This is a genomic window from Brenneria nigrifluens DSM 30175 = ATCC 13028 (assembly GCF_005484965.1).
Taxonomy (GTDB): Bacteria; Pseudomonadota; Gammaproteobacteria; order Enterobacterales; family Enterobacteriaceae; genus Brenneria; species Brenneria nigrifluens.
Genome location: NZ_CP034036.1, coordinates 2,042,870 through 2,062,095, shown reverse-complemented (window position 1 = coordinate 2,062,095; position 19,226 = coordinate 2,042,870). Strand labels below are relative to the sequence as shown.

Sequence of the window (19,226 nt, the reverse complement as noted above, 5' to 3'; positions counted from 1 at the left end):
AACCCATCCTTTTCTGCGTCCACACAGCAATACATTCACATCACTGCACGTTCACACCACGACACGTAGCCGATTCATTCAGGATGACATCATGATCAAAATGCCGACCGTCCTTCCCTCTAGCAACGCTCTGCCGCGCCCTGTCGTCGTGGATGACGATCCTGCACCTCAGGCCGCGGTGCAGCAGGCCAGTTCGCACCACGCGTCTCCTGGCTCGCCGTTATTCACCTCGATGGAAGAAGTAGCGATGGCGTTTGGCGAGCAGGCCGAACGAAGAAGCAAATCGCTGAATCGGCGCCAAATCGCCCAGCAACCGGAGGCTCGCGCCACCGCCAACGTCGAGCGGATTGAAAAACTGACCGAACTGTTCAGGATGCTGGAAAACCCATCGCAAAGTACGCTCGACCAGCAGTTGAGCCGTATGCGCGATCTGTTGATGCAGAAAGACTCGCCGTCTCTTGAGGCTGTACTGGAGGCCGCAGGCAACGATCCGGCACGCGGGGATATTCTGCTGCGCCACATTCAGCAGCAATCCCGCCAACTGCCAGAGCTGGCAGCAGCGGCAGAAAATGCGCTACAGCAGTTGCATCAAGAGAAAGGGCCGGAAGTACAAGCCGGTCTGAATACGGCAACAGCCATTGCGCTGTTCAGCACCCAGCCTGAACAAAAACAGGCGATGCGCGATCTGTACTACCAGAAAATTGTGCATCAGCAGTCGGCCAGCGCGCTGCTGGATTCCCTGTTGGAACGCTTTGATGCCGCAACATTTTCCATTGGGTTGCGCACGTTGCAGCGGGCATTAGCGGCGGATATTGCCTCGCTAACACCGTCTATTTCAAAAGCCGTTCTCAGCAAGATGCTGAGCAACCTCAACGATTCCCGTCACCTGAGTCATACGCTGTCATCCAGCCAGACGCTGCTCACCCGTCTGGCGAACAAAGTACCCGCTTTCACACTCGGTGCCGTGGAGTTAACCCGTCGTCTGATTGGCCTGAGCGCCAACGGAGCCTACGCCCGCGACCTGCATAATCTCGGTCGGGAAGTGGCCGGAACCCAAGTACAGCATCAGGCGATGTTTTTCAGCGCCCTGCTACCGCTCGTCAGTGACCTGCCGCACCCGCTGTGGCGAGACAGTAAAAATCGGCAAACGGCGCTTCAACTGATACGCGGCATGATTGGCGATATCGCCCAATACGAAAAACAGCAGGCCAAAAGCACTCAGCATGATGAACTGATACAGCGGAACGCCTCGCCCCAGCAAAAGCAGAATGCGCGCGAATCGGATAAGGGGCAGCCATGAATCTGTTGATTATCTGGCTGAACCGCATTGCGCTAAGCGCAATGCAGCGCTCAGAGGTCGTTGGCGCGGTCATCGTGATGTCTATCGTTTTCATGATGATCATCCCGCTGCCTACCGGACTGATCGATGTGCTGATCGCGCTTAATATCTGCGTCTCTTCCCTGCTGATCGTGCTGGCAATGTACCTGCCCAAACCGCTGGCTTTCTCGACGTTTCCGGCAGTGCTGCTGCTTACCACCATGTTTCGACTGGCGATCTCCATTTCCACCACGCGCCAGATTTTGCTCCAGCAGGACGGCGGCCATATCGTTGAAGCCTTCGGTAACTACGTGGTGGGCGGGAATCTGGCGGTCGGTCTGGTGATTTTCCTGATTCTGACGGTGGTGAACTTTCTGGTGATCACCAAAGGTTCCGAGCGCGTGGCCGAAGTTGCGGCACGCTTCACGCTTGATGCGATGCCCGGTAAACAGATGTCCATCGACAGCGATCTGCGTGCCGGATTAATCGAAGCCCATCAGGCACGGCAGCGGCGGGAAAATCTGGCAAAAGAAAGCCAGCTATTCGGGGCAATGGACGGCGCAATGAAGTTCGTTAAAGGCGATGCCATTGCGTCGCTGGTGATCGTGTTCATCAACATGATCGGCGGTTTCGCCATTGGCGTTTTGCAGCACAACATGGCCGCGTCCGATGCGATGCACGTCTACTCGGTATTGACTATCGGCGACGGACTGATCGCCCAGATCCCCGCATTGCTGATCTCACTGACTGCCGGGATGATCATTACCCGCGTCTCAGCCGATGGGCAAAAAGTGGATGCCAATATTGGTCGGGAAATTGCTGAACAACTTACCAGCCAGCCCAAAGCGTGGATCATCTCCTCCATCGGCATGTTTGGTTTTGCGCTGCTGCCGGGAATGCCGACGCTGGTGTTTGTCGCCATCAGCCTGGCGTCACTCGGCAGCGGCCTGTTTCAGCTCTGGCGCATCAAACAGCAGGGCCAGTTGGATGCCAGTCAGTCAGAAGCGGACAACATGCCTGCCGAGCAGAACGGTTATCAGGATCTGCGGCGTTTCAACCCAACGCGCGCCTACTTGCTGCTGTTTCATCCGGTTTGGCAAGGGCAGCCGACGGCGACGGCGCTGGTGCAGAATATCCGCCGTCTGCGCAATCGTCTGGTCTACCGTTTTGGCTTTACGCTGCCATCCTTTGATATCGAATTCAGTGACCGTCTGGCGGAAGATGAATTCCAGTTTTGCGTCTATGAAATCCCCTACGTTAAAGCCACGTTTGTGACCGACCAGTTGGCGGTTGCCCATGGTGACATCGAACAGGCTGACACGACGTTCGCCACGCCGGGCCACACGCTGCGGGATGAGAGCCAGTGGCTATGGCTGCCGCGGGATCATGTCGCACAGCAGCCAGGCGATGTACCACGCTGGACATCGGATGAACTGATTCTGGCACGCATGGAACAGGCTATTCACCGTACCGGTTCACAGTTCATCGGCTTGCAGGAAACCAAATCCATTCTGGCCTGGCTAGAAAGTGAACAGCCGGAATTGGCGCAGGAGCTACAGCGCATCATGCCGCTCTCGCGTTTTGCCGGCGTGCTGCAACGGCTGGCTTCCGAACGTGTGCCGCTGCGGTCGGTACGCCCCATCGCCGAGGCGCTGATTGAAGTCGGTCAGCACGAACGGGACACGCTGGCGCTGACTGACTACGTGCGTCTGGCACTCAAGTCACAAATCTGCCACCAGTACAGCGATGAAAACAGCCTCGCCGTCTGGCTGCTCACGCCGGAAAGCGAAGAACTGCTGCGCGATGCACTGCGCCAGACGCAGAACGAAACCTTCTTCGCCCTGACGCAGGACTATGCCTCAACGCTGCTCGGTCAGCTACGGCAGGCATTTCCAGCGTTATCGCCGCATAACAGTTTGGTGCTGGTAGCACAGGATTTACGCAGCCCGCTACGCACGCTGTTGCAGGACGAGTTTCACCATGTTCCGGTGCTGTCATTCACCGAGTTGGAATCCACCCTGTCGATCAACGTCATCGGACGCCTTGATCTTTACGACTCCTCCGCCCCCTTTAGCGCATAGGAAGACACCATGTTTGAATTACGCGTGCTGACTGGTTTACATCGCGGTGCGGCGCTGCCGCTCTGCGGAAACGCCTGGCGCATCGGTGCGGCCGATGATGCCGATCTCGTGCTCTACGATCCCGGCATTACGCCTTATCACGGCCAGTTGGAGAAAACCGCTGACGGCTGGTCGCTTAGCGCACAGGATGGCGCGTTGTGTAATGCGGAAGGCCATACCGTCGAGCAGATTGACGCTCTACCGCCCGGCACGCCGTTTGCGCTGGGACAGATTTGGCTCTGCATTGTAGTGGCCGATACACCCTGGCCTGACGACAACGAAGCCCCTCCGGCTACGGAAGAGAACGTTCCCCCTGCGGATATGCCTATCGACGACACGCCGGTTCCTAAACCAACACCCGCGCCACGCCTGCCGCTATGGGCCAAAGCCAGCTACCTACTGCTTGGGGCGTTATTGCTGGTGATGGTCGGCAGTTGGCAGCTACAGGAGAGCGTTGCGATGCCGGCCGCTCCGCCACCGCAGGATACCCGCAAGCCGCTCAGCACGCTGCCGCAGTTGGAAAGCACGCTGCGCATTATGTTGCAAGAACGGGAGCTAGGCGCAGCAGTGAAAGTGGCGGCTTATCAAGATCGCCTCACGCTCACTGGGCAATTAACGCCGGACGATCAAAAAAAGCTGGAACGGATGCTCGCCCAACTCCACCAACGTTATAGAACCGCGTTATCCGTTGATAACCGCACGCAGATGAAAACGGAGCAACTGCCGTTTCAGATCGTTCAGGTGACCAGCGGGCCACGCGCCAATGTCGTTACGGCGGATGGTCAGCGTTTTTTTATCGGCGATGAGATCGACAACCTGCGTCTGGTGAGAATTGATGAGCACCAGATTGAATTCAGCGGCAGACAACAGATAACGGTGAACTGGTAATGCAGACACAACTTTCTTCTTTTCCGCTGCTCGACCAGTGGGTCGACCGACAGCGTCAGCATCTGGCGAACTATGCCCCCGTGGAGAAAAAAGGCCGCGTTATGGCCGTCAGCGGTATTTTGCTGGAGTGCAGTCTGCCTCAGGCGCGTATTGGCGATCTGTGCTGGGTTGCCCGCCAGGACGACAGCCAGATGATGGCCGAAGTCGTAGGGTTCAGCCCGGACAATACCTTTCTCTCCGCGCTCGGGGCGTTGGACGGCATCGCCCAAGGTGCAGCCGTGACACCGTTGTATCAGCCGCACCGCATTCAGGTGTCGGAACGTCTGCTGGGCAGCGTGCTGGACGGATTTGGCCGGGCATTGGAAGACGGCGGCGAGAGTGCTTTTGTCGAACCGGGCCATGTCACGGGCCGCACCCAGCCCGTGCTGGGCGATGCCCCGCCGCCGACCTCCCGACCGCGCATCAGCCAGCCGCTCCCAACAGGATTACGTGCCGTCGATGGCCTGCTGACCATTGGTCAGGGGCAGCGTGTCGGTATTTTCGCTGGTGCAGGGTGCGGCAAAACCACGTTGCTGGCAGAACTGGCACGTAATACGCCATGTGATGCCATCGTTTTCGGACTGATTGGCGAACGTGGTCGCGAGCTGCGCGAGTTTCTCGATCATGAACTGGACGACGAATTGCGCAGCCGCACCGTGCTGGTGTGCTCTACCTCCGACCGCAGCAGCATGGAACGCGCCCGCGCGGCCTTCACCGCTACTGCCATCGCCGAGGCTTACCGTGCTGAAGGCCGTCAGGTGCTGCTGATTATTGATTCCCTGACGCGTTTCGCCCGCGCACAGCGCGAAATCGGCCTCGCGCTCGGGGAACCGCAAGGACGTGGCGGGCTGCCGCCGTCGGTCTATACGCTGTTGCCGCGGCTGGTTGAGCGTGCCGGACAAACGGAAGATGGGGCAATTACTGCGCTCTACTCCGTTTTGATCGAACAGGACTCCATGAACGATCCGGTCGCCGACGAAGTGCGTTCGCTAATCGACGGACACATTGTGCTCGCACGACGTCTGGCGGAACAGGGCCATTATCCGGCTATTGACGTGCTAGCCAGCCTGAGCCGCACCATGAGCAACGTTGTGGACACCGATCACACCCGCAACGCGGGCGGCGTAAGGCGTCTGATGGCGGCCTACAAACAGGTTGAAATGCTGATCCGTCTGGGCGAATACCAACCAGGCCATGACGAGCTAACCGACTCGGCAGTCAACGCGCATTCAGAGATCACGCAGTTTCTGCGTCAGTCGATGCGCGAGCCGATGCCATATGGCGCGATTCAACAACAGCTCGCCGGAGTCAGCCGCTATGCCCCATAACACCGAACGCGATGTAGAGTTACAAAGCGTGTTGAACCTGTTGATGCCGATACGCCGCCAGCGCCTAAGCCGTAGCGAGCGTCAGCAGCGGCAGGAAGAACAGCAGCTTATTAGGATTGTGGAGCAGCAACGCCATCACCAGCAGCAGGCCGAGGTACTGCGACAGGCCAGCCAAACGCAGCGCGACCAGTTTGCCCGAGAAACGCAGGGACAACGCCAAACGCTGGAAAACCTGAAAAATCACCTTGCCGTCGAACAGCGTTTACTCCGTGAAATAGAGACAGAAACGCAGCAGGTACAGGCCTCTCAGCAGCAGCACCACGACCAGTTGCATCAGGTTGCTGACGCCCGAAACGCGACCCGCCAATGCCAAAAAGCAGTGGAGAAACTGGAATATCTGCTTACGTTACCTCAGGAGCACGTATGAATAACCGCCAGATTGCGTCATCCGAATCCAAGGCAACGCAGAACTCACAGGCCGCGCTGCATGGCAAATCCTCACGATCAGACGATCAGCACCATCCAGATTTCTGGGAAGCATTCACGTTTTCGGACGGCTTCGAAAACGCATTTTATCAGGAAGCGCCAGTCGTCTTACCACCGGGCAACGCCATCAACGCTCCGCTGTCGCTGCATAACGAGACAACGGATAGCCCACAAAACTTGACGCCGTCACAATGGCTACCGCTGCAATGCGAGCTGATTGAGGCGATGGACAACATCTGCGCCCCACCGTTTGCCTTCAGCCTGCAACTGCCGCAGTTGGGCGATATCGATGCCCGTTTTGCCAACCTGGCGCCACGCGGTTGGGACATCTCGCTACGTTTCAGCCGGGAAAGCTACCACCAGCTAAAAGACCGGCGTGAAGCCTGCCGTCGCTCGATAACCAGCGCGCTGGACTGCCCGATAAACCTGCGTTTTGATGCCAGAGAGTATGAGCGATGAACCTGAATTCACCCTACATCAATTCACCGCAAGTCAGACCGCTGGTGCTGCCGACAATGCGCATGCAGCAGGCCCGTATCCGATCGGCGTTGGCCACCGGGCTATCGCTGCCGTTTATTCGCGAAGGGCTTGCTGGCCGCTTGCATCTTCAACGGGTGAATGAAAGCGAATTGACGGAAGAATTATCCCCCTCACAGGCAAGCGGCTGGCGGAGCGATATCGGCCATGTCTCGCTGACCAACCCGTTTCCTGTACTCAGCCTGTTGTCGGACTGTCCGCTGTTGCCCGTCACAGCAGAAGACGATGGCGCGGCACAAGAGTGGTACTGGACGCTCTACAACCAGTCGCTCAATCCCGTACTACGGACGCTCTTCGGGGAAATTTATCCGCTGGGCCTTTCTATGAAAGAAAAAGCGCAGAAAGAATGCGATCTGAAAGAACCTGTTGCAGCACAGCGGCACGGCAATGATTCCGTACTCTGCGCCTGGCTCAATGTGAGCTGGAACGGAATTGTCGTGCGCAGCCGGATGCGGGCCGTTGATGCCGTCTGGCTGAAGCTATTTTCTCTTGCTGACTGGCAGCGTCAGCACCGTGCGTTACCGGCGGAAATGGCTATCGCGATGCCACTCACGTTGGCTGACGTTGTATTGCCGTTTACCGCGCTACAACAGCTCCAGACTGGCGACATTGTCCTCCCTAACCGTCAGTGGTTTACCCCATCCGGCGAGGGAACACTGTCATCCAGTACGCTGCGCCTACGCGGCACACTGCAACTTACAGAACACGCCCCCTACACCTTTACTGTTACCGACATGGAGACTGTCTCAATGCCCCCGTCCGCTACCGACACGATGCTAGCCGCTCCCCACTCAGATGCGTCAGCGCTTGAATTCACGCCAGCGAGTGACAACGTCACCGAAAACTTACCGCCGCTGCCAATCACCTTACACATTCGCTGCGGCAGCGTGACGATGACACTGACAGAATTGCAACACCTTGCCAACGGTAGCGTACTGACACTGCGCGACGTGGTGCCGGGGCAAGCCTGGCTGTATCACGGCGATATCGCACTGGCGAGCGGCGATCTGGTCGATGTGGAAGGCCGTCTTGGGCTACAGATTACCCAGGATTTTTCCGCGTCGACGCCCATATTGCCGAGATCGGATGAGGAAAACAGTGCCGAACAGGAGCTGGCACCATGACCTCCGGCGCGTTCGATCCGTTGATGTTTGCGCTCTTTCTGGGCGCACTCTCTCTGATTCCGCTGATGATGATTGTGTGTACCTGCTTTCTGAAGATTGCAATTGTGCTGTTGATTACCCGCAACGCCATCGGGGTGCAGCAAGTGCCGCCCAATATGGCGCTGTACGGCATTGCGCTCGCGGCAACACTGTTTGTGATGGCACCGGTATTTCAGGACATCACCAAGCGTGTGCAGGAAAAGCCGCTGGATATGACCGACATCACCTCGCTTCAAGCTAGTGTGACCTACGGGCTGGAACCGCTGCAAACCTTTATGTCTCGTAATGTTGACCCGGATATCCTCACCCATTTGCATGAAAACAGCCTGCGAATGTGGCCTGCATCGTTATCCGAAAAGGTGAATACGCAAAACCTGCTGCTGGTGATTCCGGCTTTCGTGCTCTCAGAATTACAGGCTGGGTTCAAAATCGGCTTCCTGATCTATATCCCGTTTATCGTCATCGACCTCATCGTCTCAAACGTGCTGCTGGCGCTGGGGATGCAGATGGTCGCGCCAATGACGCTTTCGCTGCCGTTAAAGCTGCTGCTGTTCGTACTGGTCAATGGCTGGACGCGTCTGCTGGACGGCCTGTTCTACAGCTACCTGTGAGGCAATGATGGAAATAATCACGCTTTTCCGTCAGGCCATGGTGATGGTCGTGCTGCTCTCCGCGCCGCCGCTACTGGTCGCGGTGATCGTCGGCGTCCTGATTTCGTTACTACAGGCGGTGATGCAATTGCAGGACCAGACGCTACCTTTTGCCGTCAAACTGATCTCTGTCGGGCTGACATTGGCGCTTTGCGGACGCTGGATTGGCGTAGAGCTGATGCAGTTGGCTATTACCGCGTTTAACATGATTGCGCAGACTGGGGTATAAATCCGCATGATCGCCACCATTCAGCACGTTTATGACTTTATCATCGCCATTACGCTCGGCATCGCCCGGCTGTATCCCTGCTTTATTCTGGTGCCGGTTTTTTCACTCAATGTGCTAAAAGGCATGACGCGCAACGCCGTGGTGATTTCCCTGACGCTGTTGCCTGCCCCCATCGTGCAGCAGCAGCTCCTGTTGACGCCGTTGTCCTGGCCGATGTTACCCGGCCTGTTGCTGAAAGAGATAATTGTCGGGCTACTTATCGCGTTGATTCTGGCAATGCCGTTCTGGCTGTTTGAATCCGTCGGTGCCCTGTTCGATAACCAGCGCGGTGCACTGATGGGCGGCCAGCTCAACCCAGCACTGGGCTCGGATGCCACACCGCTCGGTCATTTGCTGAAACAAACCCTTATTCTGCTGCTGATTATCGGTATCGGCCTGAAAGGGCTGACACAGCTGATTTGGGACAGCTACCAGATCTGGCCGGTGTTGTCCTGGCTGCCTGCACCGAGCGAAAAAGGGTTTGAGGTCTACCTCAACCTGCTGGGCGATACCTTCACTCATCTGGTGGTGTACGCCGGGCCGCTAGTGGCGCTACTGTTGCTGTTGGAGTTCAGCATTGCGTTACTCAGCCTGTATAGCCCGCAGCTTCAGGTGTTCGTCCTTTCGATTCCGGCCAAGTGTCTGGTCGGAATGGCGTTTTTCATCATCTATCTGCCGGTGTTGCAATACCTGGGCGACCATAAACTTCAGGGTTTACCGGACCTCAAACACCTGCTGCCGCTGCTTTTTACCGTATCGAACAGCTAATAAGGCGAAGCTGATGAGTGAGAAAACGGAAAAACCCACCGAGAAAAAGTTGGAAGATGCGCGCCGCAAAGGGGAAGTCGGACAAAGTCAGGATGTGCCCAAACTGCTGATCTGCGTCGGCCTGCTGGAGTGTGTACTGGCGCTGGCAGACAGCACGATGGGCAAACTGCAAACGCTGGTACAACTGCCGCTGCAACGGCTGGATGCCCCGTTTGCGCAGGTGGCGAAAGAGGTGTTTCACGACGCCGCCGTGATGGCGGGCACGCTCTGTCTGCTCGCCGCCGCGATAGCCGTGCTACTGCGCGTGGCGGGCGGGTGGCTCCAGTATGGCCCGCTGTTTGCACCCGAAGCGCTGAAGCTCGATCTCAATCGTCTGAACCCGATCAACCAATTCAAGCAGATGTTCTCCATGCGCAAACTGGTGGAGATGCTAACCAATATTGTGAAGGCGGTGGTGATTGGTACAGTCTTTTATAAAGTGGTGGTGCCGGAGCTGGAGGCGCTGGTTGAATTAGCCTATGGCGATCTACATGGCTTCTGGCAAGGGGTTAAAGCCCTGTTAACGCGCATTGCCCGCACCACGCTGACGGCACTGTTGGTCCTTTCCGCACTGGATTTCGGCCTGCAAAAATACTTTTTCCTCAAGCAGCAGCGCATGAGCCATGAGGATTTACGCAATGAGCACAAAGATTCCGAAGGCGATCCGCACATGAAAGGCCACCGTAAATCGCTGGCGCACGAACTGGTAAACGAACCCGCCGCGCCGCGCCCCAAGCCGAAAGTGGAAGATGCCGATATGCTGCTGGTCAACCCGACGCACTATGCAGTAGGGCTTTACTATCGTCCTGGCAAAACCCCACTGCCGCGTATTTTGTTTAAAGGTGAAAACAGCACGGCGCGGGAGCTCATCGCTCAGGCGAAAAAAGCGGATATCCCAGTGATTCGCTTCATCTGGCTGACCCGCACGCTGTATCGCACCACGCCGGAAGGCCATTATATTCCGCGCGAAACGCTTCAGGCCGTCGCGCAGGTGTATCGCGTCCTGCGCCAGTTAGAAGACGAGCAAAAACGCGACATTATCGAGATGGAGTGAAAGCGAAACAAAAACGTAAAATCGCTCGCTGAAATATCGAGATATCCAGAGCGACCACAGGGTGAGGCATCCCTACGGAAACCTCATCACCGTGTTTCTCCTAATCAGCGACAGCAATGAACAGTATCAAACCACATCGGTAGCCACCTGACTCAGGTAATACGCCTCCCCCTGGCGCAGTTCCGCCATCATGAAATCAAGAAAAGCCTGCTGCTGTGGCGCATGCGCTTTGCCTGACAGCGTTTGGATCTGAAGCGAACGCTGGTCAAGCAGCTTGATGTTCAGCGGCTTCAGGCGCATCGGTTCCCGTAAGCATTTATACATCACGGAGTAGAAGCTACAGGCGGTGACCGCCCACGGCGTGCTCACCGGAACGTGCAGGTGAGCTTAGCCATGCCGTTGCGGCATTTCGTATCTAACTCACATCCTTATTTTTTCACGGCGCCCGCGCACGTTATGACTCCCGCGTGCGGGCTCTGATTAGCGCCAGCACATCGCTCAGCGTAGTTAAAAACACATCAGCATGTTGTTCCTGAAACACCAGCGGCGGACGAATTTTCAGCACATTCGCCGCTGGCCCAGTTGCGCTAATCAGCACACCGCGTTGGCGCATGGCATTCACCACCTGTAATGCCGACTCACTTGCCGGGGATTTAGTTTCACGATCGCTGACCAGCTCTACGCCTATAAACAAACCATAAGCTCGAATATCACCAATCAACGGAAAATCCTGCGCCAGTTGCTGCAACCCTCGCCGCAGATAATGGCCCACCCGCTGGGCATTCTGCTGTAACTGCTCTTCCCTTATCACCCGTAGCACTGCATGTGCCGCCTGACAGGAAACCGGATTGCCGCCAAAGGTATTGAAATAGCGGACATCTCGTCCAAATACCTCGAATAGCGCGGAACGGCCAACCAATCCGGCGATAGGATGTCCGTTGCCCATCGGTTTCCCTAAACTCACCAGATCCGGGACGATACCGTGCCGCGCAAAGCCCCATAGCGACTCCCCTGTGCGCCCGAACCCCGGCTGAACTTCATCCGCAATAAACAGCCCACCCGCTTGACGGATCAGCGCTGCCGCCTGCACCATTTCGCCTTCCGGTGCGCAGAACACCCCATCGCTGGAAAAAATCGTATCCACCAGCAGCGCGGCAGGACGAATGCCTTCCCGTTGCATCTGCGCCAACGCTTCACGAATGCTGGTAAGAAATGCACCGGGCTGACGATAGGTATCCGGCGCGTCGATCAGCTTCACATGGTTGCCTCGCGTGACCCCATCCCCTAGCGACGGCGACAGCTCCGCCAGCGCGCTGGTCACGCCGTGATACGCCCAGCGCGTCACCAAAATACCCGCCCCACCCGTGGCATGTCGGGCTATGCGCAACGCCAGATCGTTCGCCTCACTGCCGGTACAGGTCAGCATCACGTTATTCAATTCGGCAGGAAATTCGCTCAGCAGATCTTCCGCAAAGTCGACAATCGCATGATGCAGATAACGCGTATGAGTATTGAGCTGTGCACTCTGTCGCGCCATTGCCTCAACCACCGTGGGGTGGCAATGCCCGACCGAGGCCACATTATTGTAAACATCCAGATAGCGTTTCCCCTGATGATCGAACAGCCACACGCCCTCGCCACGCGCGACGTGCAGCGGCTCTTCATAAAACAGGCGATACCCGCTGCCCAGCACCCGCTGTCGGCGCGCCAGCAAATCTTCTGTCACTGTCATTTCAGAAGTGATTCTCTGATTCATCGTACATCCTCCGGGCAAACCTGCTGTAAGCGAGTTACAAACTGCGCATGGGAATAGGTCGCGATGCGCTGCAAGCTGTGCCAACAGCGCGGCACATTGCGTAGCAGATACTCCCGATTTTCGGGGTAGCGCGATGCACGCCACTGTGCAATGGTCAGGGTCAGCGCCATGCGCGTCGCTATCAGATCTGGCAGCAGTGAGATCTCCTCCGGCGCTAGCGGAATACGCTGGTGATAGGCGGCAACAAACGGCACAACATGTTCCAGTAGATCCGTCCCATCACCAATCTGGTACGCCAGCGCCGTCGCTACTTCACAGATCAACGGCGCGAATACGGCATCGCCAAAATCGATAATGCCGGTAACCTGCGTCGGCGACGCACCATCTACCAGCACATTATGCGGATTCAGATCGTTATGGATGACCTGATGACGTAGCGTCGTCAGCTGTGGAGCAACGTTGCTGTCATAGCGGTCAAAAACACGCTGAAGATGCTGATACTGCTGCGGTTCAGGTACGAAATCGAGATAAGGACGTACCTGCTCTGCCCGGCTGATATCCCACAACAGCGAACGCTTTGCCGCCGGATGCGTAAAACTGTGAAGCGCGTTATCCAACTGCGCCAGCGAGCTCCCTAATTGCGGCATCAGCGCTGTTGAAGGCGACGTCAGATATTGCGGCATCCCAGCCAGATAGCTCACCAGCCGCACACGCAGCCGCTCGCCATAAACCTCAACGCCTATTTCCGCCTGCCCCTCTTTTGTCATCCGGATACGTGGAACGGGTAATTCAGGTGCCTGACGGGCAAGATGCAGCAGCAGAGCGGTTTGGAAATCGCTGACGTCAGCGGGCTCTGCTGCATTGATAACTTTCAACATGTAGCGTTCATCTGGCGTAACCGTCAGACAGAAATTCACATCGCGCTCGCCCTGAAGCAGCATCATCTGCCCTGTCAATCCATATTCCTGCTGCGCAATAGCCAACGCCTGCTGGCAAGAAACCTGCGGTACGGCCTGCGTCATTAACTCATCGCCGTGCGGTGAAGCCTCGACAAAAACTGGCTGATTGGACGCCATGTGTGGGAATGAAGGAAAAAGTGCGCTGAGTCGTCCGTTAGACATGCTGCCCTCCGTTAACGTGAATTTCCGCGCCGTTGACATAAGAGGCACCGGCAAAGGGGTGAACGCGCGAGCCTGCAATCGAGTTTAGGCGAAATTCCCGCGTTATCGACCAACGCATCCAACCGCCCAGCTTTTCCTTAATCAGCGGCAGCGCCTGTTGCAGGCTGTCGATATCTTCCAAATCAAGATGAATATGATTGAGCAGCTTCTCTGCCCACGGGCACTCTTCCGCCCAGTTCTGGCGCGACGCGGTAAAAATCCGCCACCCCGCCGCGTGGAAATGCTTAACGGTGGCATGCCCGATTCCCCGGCTCGCACCGGTCAGCAGTAGTGTTTTTTGCGCTGTCATACCGAACCTCCTGAGCCTTTGTACACGACACATCGAAATGGTGTTTGATGCATCATAAATTAGATTTTAAAAAAAGCTGAAAAAATATTCAGCGAAACCGGTCTTTTCTCATGGCGTAAAATGATGCTAAAGAGAAAACGTTTTTCAGGATGAGCAGCATGGATGCTGCGAAAGCCAGTGCCGCGTCGGGAACGCGTCACTGGCGGTCCGTCAGGAAAACGTTATCTCTGAAGGCACCGCGTAGCGGCATCATGAACCGCCAAAAAACCAGGGTTCCAAGGGCGACGGCAACTGAGCCGCCCTTGGTCGTGCGCTCTCCCATGCAAAGGGAGAAATACGATATCAACGCGCACGAAACATTTTCACATGATTACATTTTACCGTTTGATTACCTACCTTAACCCCCGCTTCTTAACCGCTCCGAACGGCGGCGTAAAATCTCCATCACAATTAGCAGGATAAGCGCGGTTCCCACCATCATGGACGCCGCGGCGGCTATCGTCGGGTCGAGGTTTTCGCGGATGCCGGCAAACATCTGCAACGGTAGCGTCCGTTGGCGTGGGCTGGCGAGAAACAGCGTGACGATGACCTCGTCAAAGGAGGTGGCGAAAGCAAACAGCGCCCCGGAAAAAACGCCGGGCGCAATCAGCGGAAAGGTCACCTTGCGAAACACCAGCAGCGGCGGCGCTCCCAGGCTGGCGGCGGCCCGCGAGAGATTCTGGTCGTAGTTCTTGAGCACCGCGGTGACGGTAATCACCACGAACGGCACCCCTAGCATGGCATGCGCCAGCACCAGACCGATATAGCTGTTGAGCAAAGAGAGCTTGGCGAAGAAGAAAAACATCCCCACGGCCACAATCACTACCGGCGCGATCATCGGCGAAATCAGCACCGCCATCACCAGCGATTTACCGCGAAACTCGCCGCGCACCAGCCCGACCGACGCCAGCACGCCCAGCACCGTCGCCAGCAGAGTGGCCAGAGGGGCTATCAGCAGGCTGTTGCCCAGCGCCCCCAGCCATGCGTTGGAGTTGAAGAACTCATGATACCAGCGCAGCGAAAAGCCGCTCAGCGGATAGCTCAGAAAGGAGCCGGCGTTAAATGAAAGCGGCACGATCACCAGTACCGGCACGATCAGAAACAGCAGCATGGCCGCGCCGTAAAAATTAAACAGCGTATTCCACAAGCGGAGAGTTATTTCACCCTGTTGTCTCATCTTTGTTTCCCCTGGAGATTAATGCGCCGCGATTTCAGCGTTGGTTTTTGTCACGCGGATATAAACCACATACAGCAGCGTCACGATGACCAGCAGTTGCGTCCCTAATGCCGCCGCCATACCCCAGTTCATGGTGGTATTGGTGAAGAAAGCGACGAAGTAGCTCAGCATCTGGTCGCTTGGCCCCCCCAGCAGCGCCGGCGTAATGTAGTAGCCGATCGCCATCATAAAGACCAGCAGCGCCCCCGCGGTGACGCCGGCGTACGTCTGCGGCACATATACCCGCCAGAAGGCGATAAACGGATGCGCCCCCAGCGATATCGCCGCACGCACGTAATTGGGCGAAATGCCTTTCATCACCGCGTACAGCGGCAGGATAAAAAACGGCAGCAAGATATGCGTCATGGAGATGTAAACCCCGATGCGGTTGAACACCAGCACTAAAGGCTGATCGATGATGCCGAAATTAATCAGCGTGCGGTTAATCAACCCGCCGGACTGCAGCAGCACAATCCAACTGGCGGTGCGCACGATCAACGACGTCCAGAAAGGCAGCAGCACCAGGATCAGCAGCAGGTTGGCGCGGTTGGACGGCTGTTTCGCCAGCCAGTACGCCAGGGGATATCCCAGACCGACGCACAGCAGCGTCACCACCGCGGCCATCAGCAGCGTTCTGAATAGCACGCCGACATACAGCGCCTGATCGGCGGGCTGTGGGACGATTTCCTGCGTTTTGGCATCCACTTTGTGGTCGAATACCGCCAGCAGGTAATAGCTGGTAAACGGCCGCGAGGCGCGCTCCAGCGTCTGCCAGGTGGATAGCTCGCCCCACAACGGCTGCTCGCCGATCAGCTGAGCGCGGATATCTGCGCTGCCCTCGGCCGGCAGATTTCGCAGCGTGCGGGTAATCAGCGTGCGGTATTCCGCGCCTTCATAGCCCAGCCGTTTGCTTATCGCCGCGACTTTCCCGCCGCCGCGGGCGGCGCGCAGGTCGCTGACCACCGCCTGAAATACCGCCTCATCCGGCACCACGTCGCCGGACCATGGCTGCATCGCGGCTATGGTGGCCGGCATATTTTCCCGCAGTTCCGGATTGGCGACGCTTTTGCCCAGAATCGACGCGATGGGGAAGAGAAAACTCACCACGATAAACAGAAACAGCGGCGCAATCAGCAACAGGGAGCGCTTTTTATAAACCGCCTGCGCCTGTCGCAGCTGTTGTTTCAGTTCGGCATGCCCTTCTTTCTCGCCGGATGGCGGCACGACGGCCGCCATTTCGCTCTGGGTCATAGGCTTTATCTCCATTTTTATGACGTGTTCTTGTTATTGCGCGGCCCATGAGTTAAAGCGTTGCTCCAGCTCTTCGCCGTGATCGATCCAGAATTCGGTGTCAACCTGCAGCGACTGCGCCAGGTTTTTCGGGTCAGTGGGCAGATTACTGGCAAGCTCAGGGGCAATCAGGCCGGTGGCTTTGATATTGGTCGGACCGTAAGGAATATTCTCAGCAAAGACTTTCTGGTTTTCCGGCAGGTTGGCAAAAGCGATAAACTCCTCGGCCAGCGCTTTGTTTTTAGTGCCTTTGACAATCGCCCAGCTATCCAGATCGTAAATGCTGTCGGCCCAGATAATGCGGAAGTCATGGCCCTCTTTTTGCGCCGAGGCAACCCGACCGTTGTAGGCTGAGCTCATCACCACATCGCCGGAAACCAGCCATTGCAAAGGCTGCGCGCCCGATTCCCACCACTGGATATTGGATTTAAGTTGATCCAGCTTCTTGAACGCGCGGTCGACGCCGGCCGGCGTCGCCAGCTCTTTATACAGGTCTTCGCGTTTTACCCCATCCGCCAGCAGGGCGATTTCCAGCGTGAACTTGGCGCTTTTGCGCAGCGCGCGTTTCCCAGGGTAGTTTTCCACGTCCCAGAAATCCGCCCAGTTTTTTGGCGCCTGCTGCAGTTTTTGCGCGTTATAGGTCAGCACGGTCGACCACAGGAAAATCCCGGCACCGCATTCCGACACCGAACCTTTGACGAACTGGGACTCATCCCCCAGCTTTTTCCAGTCCAGCGGTTCAAACAGTCCTTCGTTGCAGCCGCGCAGCAATTCCGGCCCTTCGACTTCCACCACGTCCCAGCCAATCTGGCCGGTCTCCACCATGGCGCGGATGCGCGCCATTTCGCCGTTATACTCGCCGGCCTGAACCGTACCTTTGCCCGCTGCGGCAAAGGGTTTGTAAAATGCTTTGTCCTGTGCGTCCTTATTGGTGCCGCCAAAGGAGATCACGGTGATGGATTCCGCCTGCGCCTGACAGGCCATTGCGACGAGAAACGCGGATACGGCAATTTTCTTCAACATAGCTTGGCTCCTGGAGTGTGTAGTCAACGTAAAAAAGCAGTCCGCATCAGGCAACGATGCGTCATGTGTCATAATTAAGCATAAAACATGCCATTTCGGCGAAATTCATGAATTTTCGGCACAGAAGCCGGCAAGAAGGGTCGGATACGGGCGGTAAGAGGTAGCCCGCCGAAGGCATACTTTTTTCTTTTGCCAGCGCTGCCTTTTAGTGGTGCGCGCCGGCAAATCGGCTGCACCATTCAGGCGCATGGAGCGATAGCCAAACGGGTGCGTCAACCTCCCAGGCGCACCCGTTTCCCCCATGCTTTTGTCGACAAAACTACCGGGAAATATCGACGCAGAGGTACTTCATTTCCAGATACTCTTCGATGCCGAAACGCGATCCCTCGCGCCCCAGACCCGACTGCTTAACCCCGCCGAACGGCGCGACTTCATTGGAGATCAGACCGGTATTAATACCGACCATACCGTAATCCAGCGCTTCGGGAACCGTCCATTGGCGCACCGCGTCACGGGTGTAGACATAGGCCGCCAGACCGAACTCGGTATCGTTGGCCAGCGCGACGGCCTCCGCCTCGTCGCTGAACTGAAACAGCGGCGCCACCGGGCCGAACGTTTCCTCGCGGGCGAAACGCATCTCGCGGGTCACCCCCCCGACGATCGTCGGGGTAAAGAAGGTTCCCCCCAGCTCATGGGGCTCTCCGCCCAGCAGCAGCGAGGCGCCGTGCGCCAGCGCATCGGCAATATGTTGCTGCACTTTGTCGACCGCATCCGCGTCAATCAGCGGACCTTGCGTTACGCCGGGTTGGCTGCCGTCTCCCACCTTGAGTTTTTTCACCTCGGCGACCAGCTTCTCCACCAGCAGCGGATAAATGCCTTTTTGCACATAAATCCGGTTGGCGCAGACGCAGGTTTGACCGCTGTTGCGGAATTTAGACGCCAGAATGCCTTTTACCGCCTGATCCGGATCGGCGTCGTCAAACACGATAAAGGGCGCGTTGCCGCCCAGTTCCAGCGACAGTTTTTTCACCGTCGGCGCGCTCTGCGCCATTAAAATGCGCCCGACTTCCGTCGAACCGGTAAAGCTCAGTTTGCGCACCACCGGGCTGTCGCACAGAATTTTCCCCACCGACTGCGCATCGCCGGTGATCACCTGCAGCACGCCGCGCGGGATCCCGGCCTGCTGCGCCAGCTCCGCCAGCGCCAGCGCGGTGAACGGCGTATGCTCCGCCGGTTTGACAATCATGGTGCAGCCGGCCGCCAGCGCGGGCGCTGCTTTGCGGGTGATCATCGCCGCCGGGAAGTTCCACGGCGTGATCGCCGCGCAAACGCCGATCGGCTGCTTGATAACCAGCAGCCGCTGCTGGCCCTGGGGCGATTGCAGCACGCTGCCCTCAACCCGTTTGGCCTCCTCGGCGAACCAGTCGATAAACGACGCGGCATAGGCGATTTCACCGCGCGCTTCCGCCAGCGGTTTGCCCTGTTCGGCGGTGAGCAAGGCCGCCAGATCGTCCTGATTTTCCATAATCAGGCGCGACCAGCCCTGCAATGCGGCCGCACGCTCTTTCCCGGTACGCCGGCGCCAGCCCGTCAGCGCCCGTTCGGCGGCGGCGATCGCCTGCGTCGTTTGTGACGCCGTCACCAGCGGCACCGTACCCAGCACCTCGCCGTTGGCCGGATTGGTGACGTTCAGTTTTTCGCCGTTCTGGCTGTCGTGCCATTCACCGTCAATCAGACAGCGCTGGCGAAATAATACTTTTTGTTTCAGTTGCAT

The 19,226-nt window shown here is 57.3% G+C and carries 18 protein-coding genes and 1 pseudogene; 11 read left to right on the top strand and 8 right to left on the bottom strand.

Translation table 11 applies throughout. The features are described from left to right. The first annotated feature begins 91 nt into the window (after window positions 1-91). The 11 genes from sctW to sctU are packed head-to-tail and all read left to right on the top strand — an operon-like array spanning window position 92 to window position 10,658. Complete coding sequence (gene sctW / locus EH206_RS09490; protein ID WP_009112556.1) at window positions 92-1,300, top strand: type III secretion system gatekeeper subunit SctW; 1,209 nt, start codon at window positions 92-94, stop codon at window positions 1,298-1,300. Next, window positions 1,297-3,399 carry a type III secretion system export apparatus subunit SctV gene (gene sctV, locus EH206_RS09485; RefSeq protein WP_009112555.1) on the top strand — a complete coding sequence of 701 codons (2,103 nt, stop codon included), beginning with the start codon at window positions 1,297-1,299 and terminating at the stop codon, window positions 3,397-3,399. Before sctW ends, sctV begins: the two co-directional genes overlap by 4 nt. A gap of 9 nt (window positions 3,400-3,408) precedes the next feature. Beyond that, window positions 3,409-4,326, top strand: a complete 918-nt coding sequence (locus tag EH206_RS09480; RefSeq protein WP_009112554.1) for an FHA domain-containing protein — start codon at window positions 3,409-3,411, stop codon at window positions 4,324-4,326. Beyond that, window positions 4,326-5,693, top strand: coding sequence for a type III secretion system ATPase SctN (gene sctN / locus EH206_RS09475; protein WP_009112553.1), 1,368 nt, complete (start codon window positions 4,326-4,328; stop codon window positions 5,691-5,693). Before EH206_RS09480 ends, sctN begins: the two co-directional genes overlap by 1 nt. Continuing rightward, window positions 5,683-6,120, top strand: coding sequence for a hypothetical protein (locus EH206_RS09470; RefSeq protein ID WP_009112552.1), 438 nt, complete (start codon window positions 5,683-5,685; stop codon window positions 6,118-6,120). The genes sctN and EH206_RS09470 overlap by 11 nt, the downstream gene beginning before the upstream one ends. Further along, window positions 6,117-6,638 (top strand): type III secretion system HrpP C-terminal domain-containing protein, encoded by a 522-nt coding sequence (locus EH206_RS09465; protein WP_009112551.1) that lies wholly within the window; start codon window positions 6,117-6,119, stop codon window positions 6,636-6,638. Before EH206_RS09470 ends, EH206_RS09465 begins: the two co-directional genes overlap by 4 nt. Further along, window positions 6,635-7,840: a type III secretion system cytoplasmic ring protein SctQ gene (gene sctQ, locus EH206_RS09460; RefSeq protein WP_009112550.1), complete on the top strand. Its 1,206-nt coding sequence runs from the start codon at window positions 6,635-6,637 to the stop codon at window positions 7,838-7,840. The genes EH206_RS09465 and sctQ overlap by 4 nt, the downstream gene beginning before the upstream one ends. Further along, entirely contained in the window at window positions 7,837-8,490 is a 654-nt protein-coding gene (gene sctR, locus EH206_RS09455) for a type III secretion system export apparatus subunit SctR (RefSeq protein WP_009112549.1), read from the top strand. The genes sctQ and sctR overlap by 4 nt, the downstream gene beginning before the upstream one ends. A gap of 7 nt (window positions 8,491-8,497) precedes the next feature. Then, entirely contained in the window at window positions 8,498-8,758 is a 261-nt protein-coding gene (gene sctS, locus EH206_RS09450; RefSeq protein ID WP_009112548.1) for a type III secretion system export apparatus subunit SctS, read from the top strand. A 6-nt stretch (window positions 8,759-8,764) separates the two neighbouring features. Next, the gene (gene sctT / locus EH206_RS09445) at window positions 8,765-9,565 is read left to right on the top strand and encodes a type III secretion system export apparatus subunit SctT (protein ID WP_009112547.1); all 801 of its coding nucleotides are present in this window, start codon (window positions 8,765-8,767) and stop codon (window positions 9,563-9,565) included. Window positions 9,566-9,578: 13 nt separating this feature from the next. Further along, window positions 9,579-10,658: a type III secretion system export apparatus subunit SctU gene (gene sctU / locus EH206_RS09440; RefSeq protein WP_009112546.1), complete on the top strand. Its 1,080-nt coding sequence runs from the start codon at window positions 9,579-9,581 to the stop codon at window positions 10,656-10,658. Window positions 10,659-10,784: 126 nt separating this feature from the next. Here sctU and EH206_RS09435 read toward each other — a convergent pair whose 3' ends face one another. The 8 genes and pseudogenes from EH206_RS09435 to EH206_RS09395 all read right to left on the bottom strand — a co-directional run bounded on the left by EH206_RS09435 (window position 10,785) and on the right by EH206_RS09395 (window position 19,226). Continuing rightward, a complete protein-coding gene (locus EH206_RS09435) occupies window positions 10,785-11,027 on the bottom strand; it encodes a hypothetical protein (protein WP_232216580.1) in 243 nt (80 codons plus the stop codon). A gap of 85 nt (window positions 11,028-11,112) precedes the next feature. Further along, on the bottom strand, window positions 11,113-12,414 hold the full coding sequence (locus EH206_RS09430) for an aspartate aminotransferase family protein (RefSeq protein WP_009112545.1): 1,302 nt from the start codon (window positions 12,412-12,414) through the stop codon (window positions 11,113-11,115). After that, window positions 12,411-13,535, bottom strand: a complete 1,125-nt coding sequence (locus tag EH206_RS09425; protein ID WP_009112544.1) for a phosphotransferase — start codon at window positions 13,533-13,535, stop codon at window positions 12,411-12,413. Before EH206_RS09425 ends, EH206_RS09430 begins: the two co-directional genes overlap by 4 nt. A gap of 83 nt (window positions 13,536-13,618) precedes the next feature. Beyond that, window positions 13,619-13,884 (bottom strand): annotated as a pseudogene (locus EH206_RS09420) (SDR family NAD(P)-dependent oxidoreductase); the annotation flags it as partial. Between the two features lie 397 nt (window positions 13,885-14,281). Next, a complete protein-coding gene (locus EH206_RS09410) occupies window positions 14,282-15,100 on the bottom strand; it encodes an ABC transporter permease (protein WP_009112541.1) in 819 nt (272 codons plus the stop codon). Window positions 15,101-15,118: 18 nt separating this feature from the next. After that, window positions 15,119-16,390, bottom strand: a complete 1,272-nt coding sequence (locus EH206_RS09405) for an ABC transporter permease (protein WP_009112540.1) — start codon at window positions 16,388-16,390, stop codon at window positions 15,119-15,121. A 33-nt stretch (window positions 16,391-16,423) separates the two neighbouring features. Beyond that, the gene (locus EH206_RS09400) at window positions 16,424-17,452 is read right to left on the bottom strand and encodes an ABC transporter substrate-binding protein (protein ID WP_009112539.1); all 1,029 of its coding nucleotides are present in this window, start codon (window positions 17,450-17,452) and stop codon (window positions 16,424-16,426) included. A 319-nt stretch (window positions 17,453-17,771) separates the two neighbouring features. Next, window positions 17,772-19,226 carry an NAD-dependent succinate-semialdehyde dehydrogenase gene (locus EH206_RS09395; RefSeq protein ID WP_009112538.1) on the bottom strand — a complete coding sequence of 485 codons (1,455 nt, stop codon included), beginning with the start codon at window positions 19,224-19,226 and terminating at the stop codon, window positions 17,772-17,774.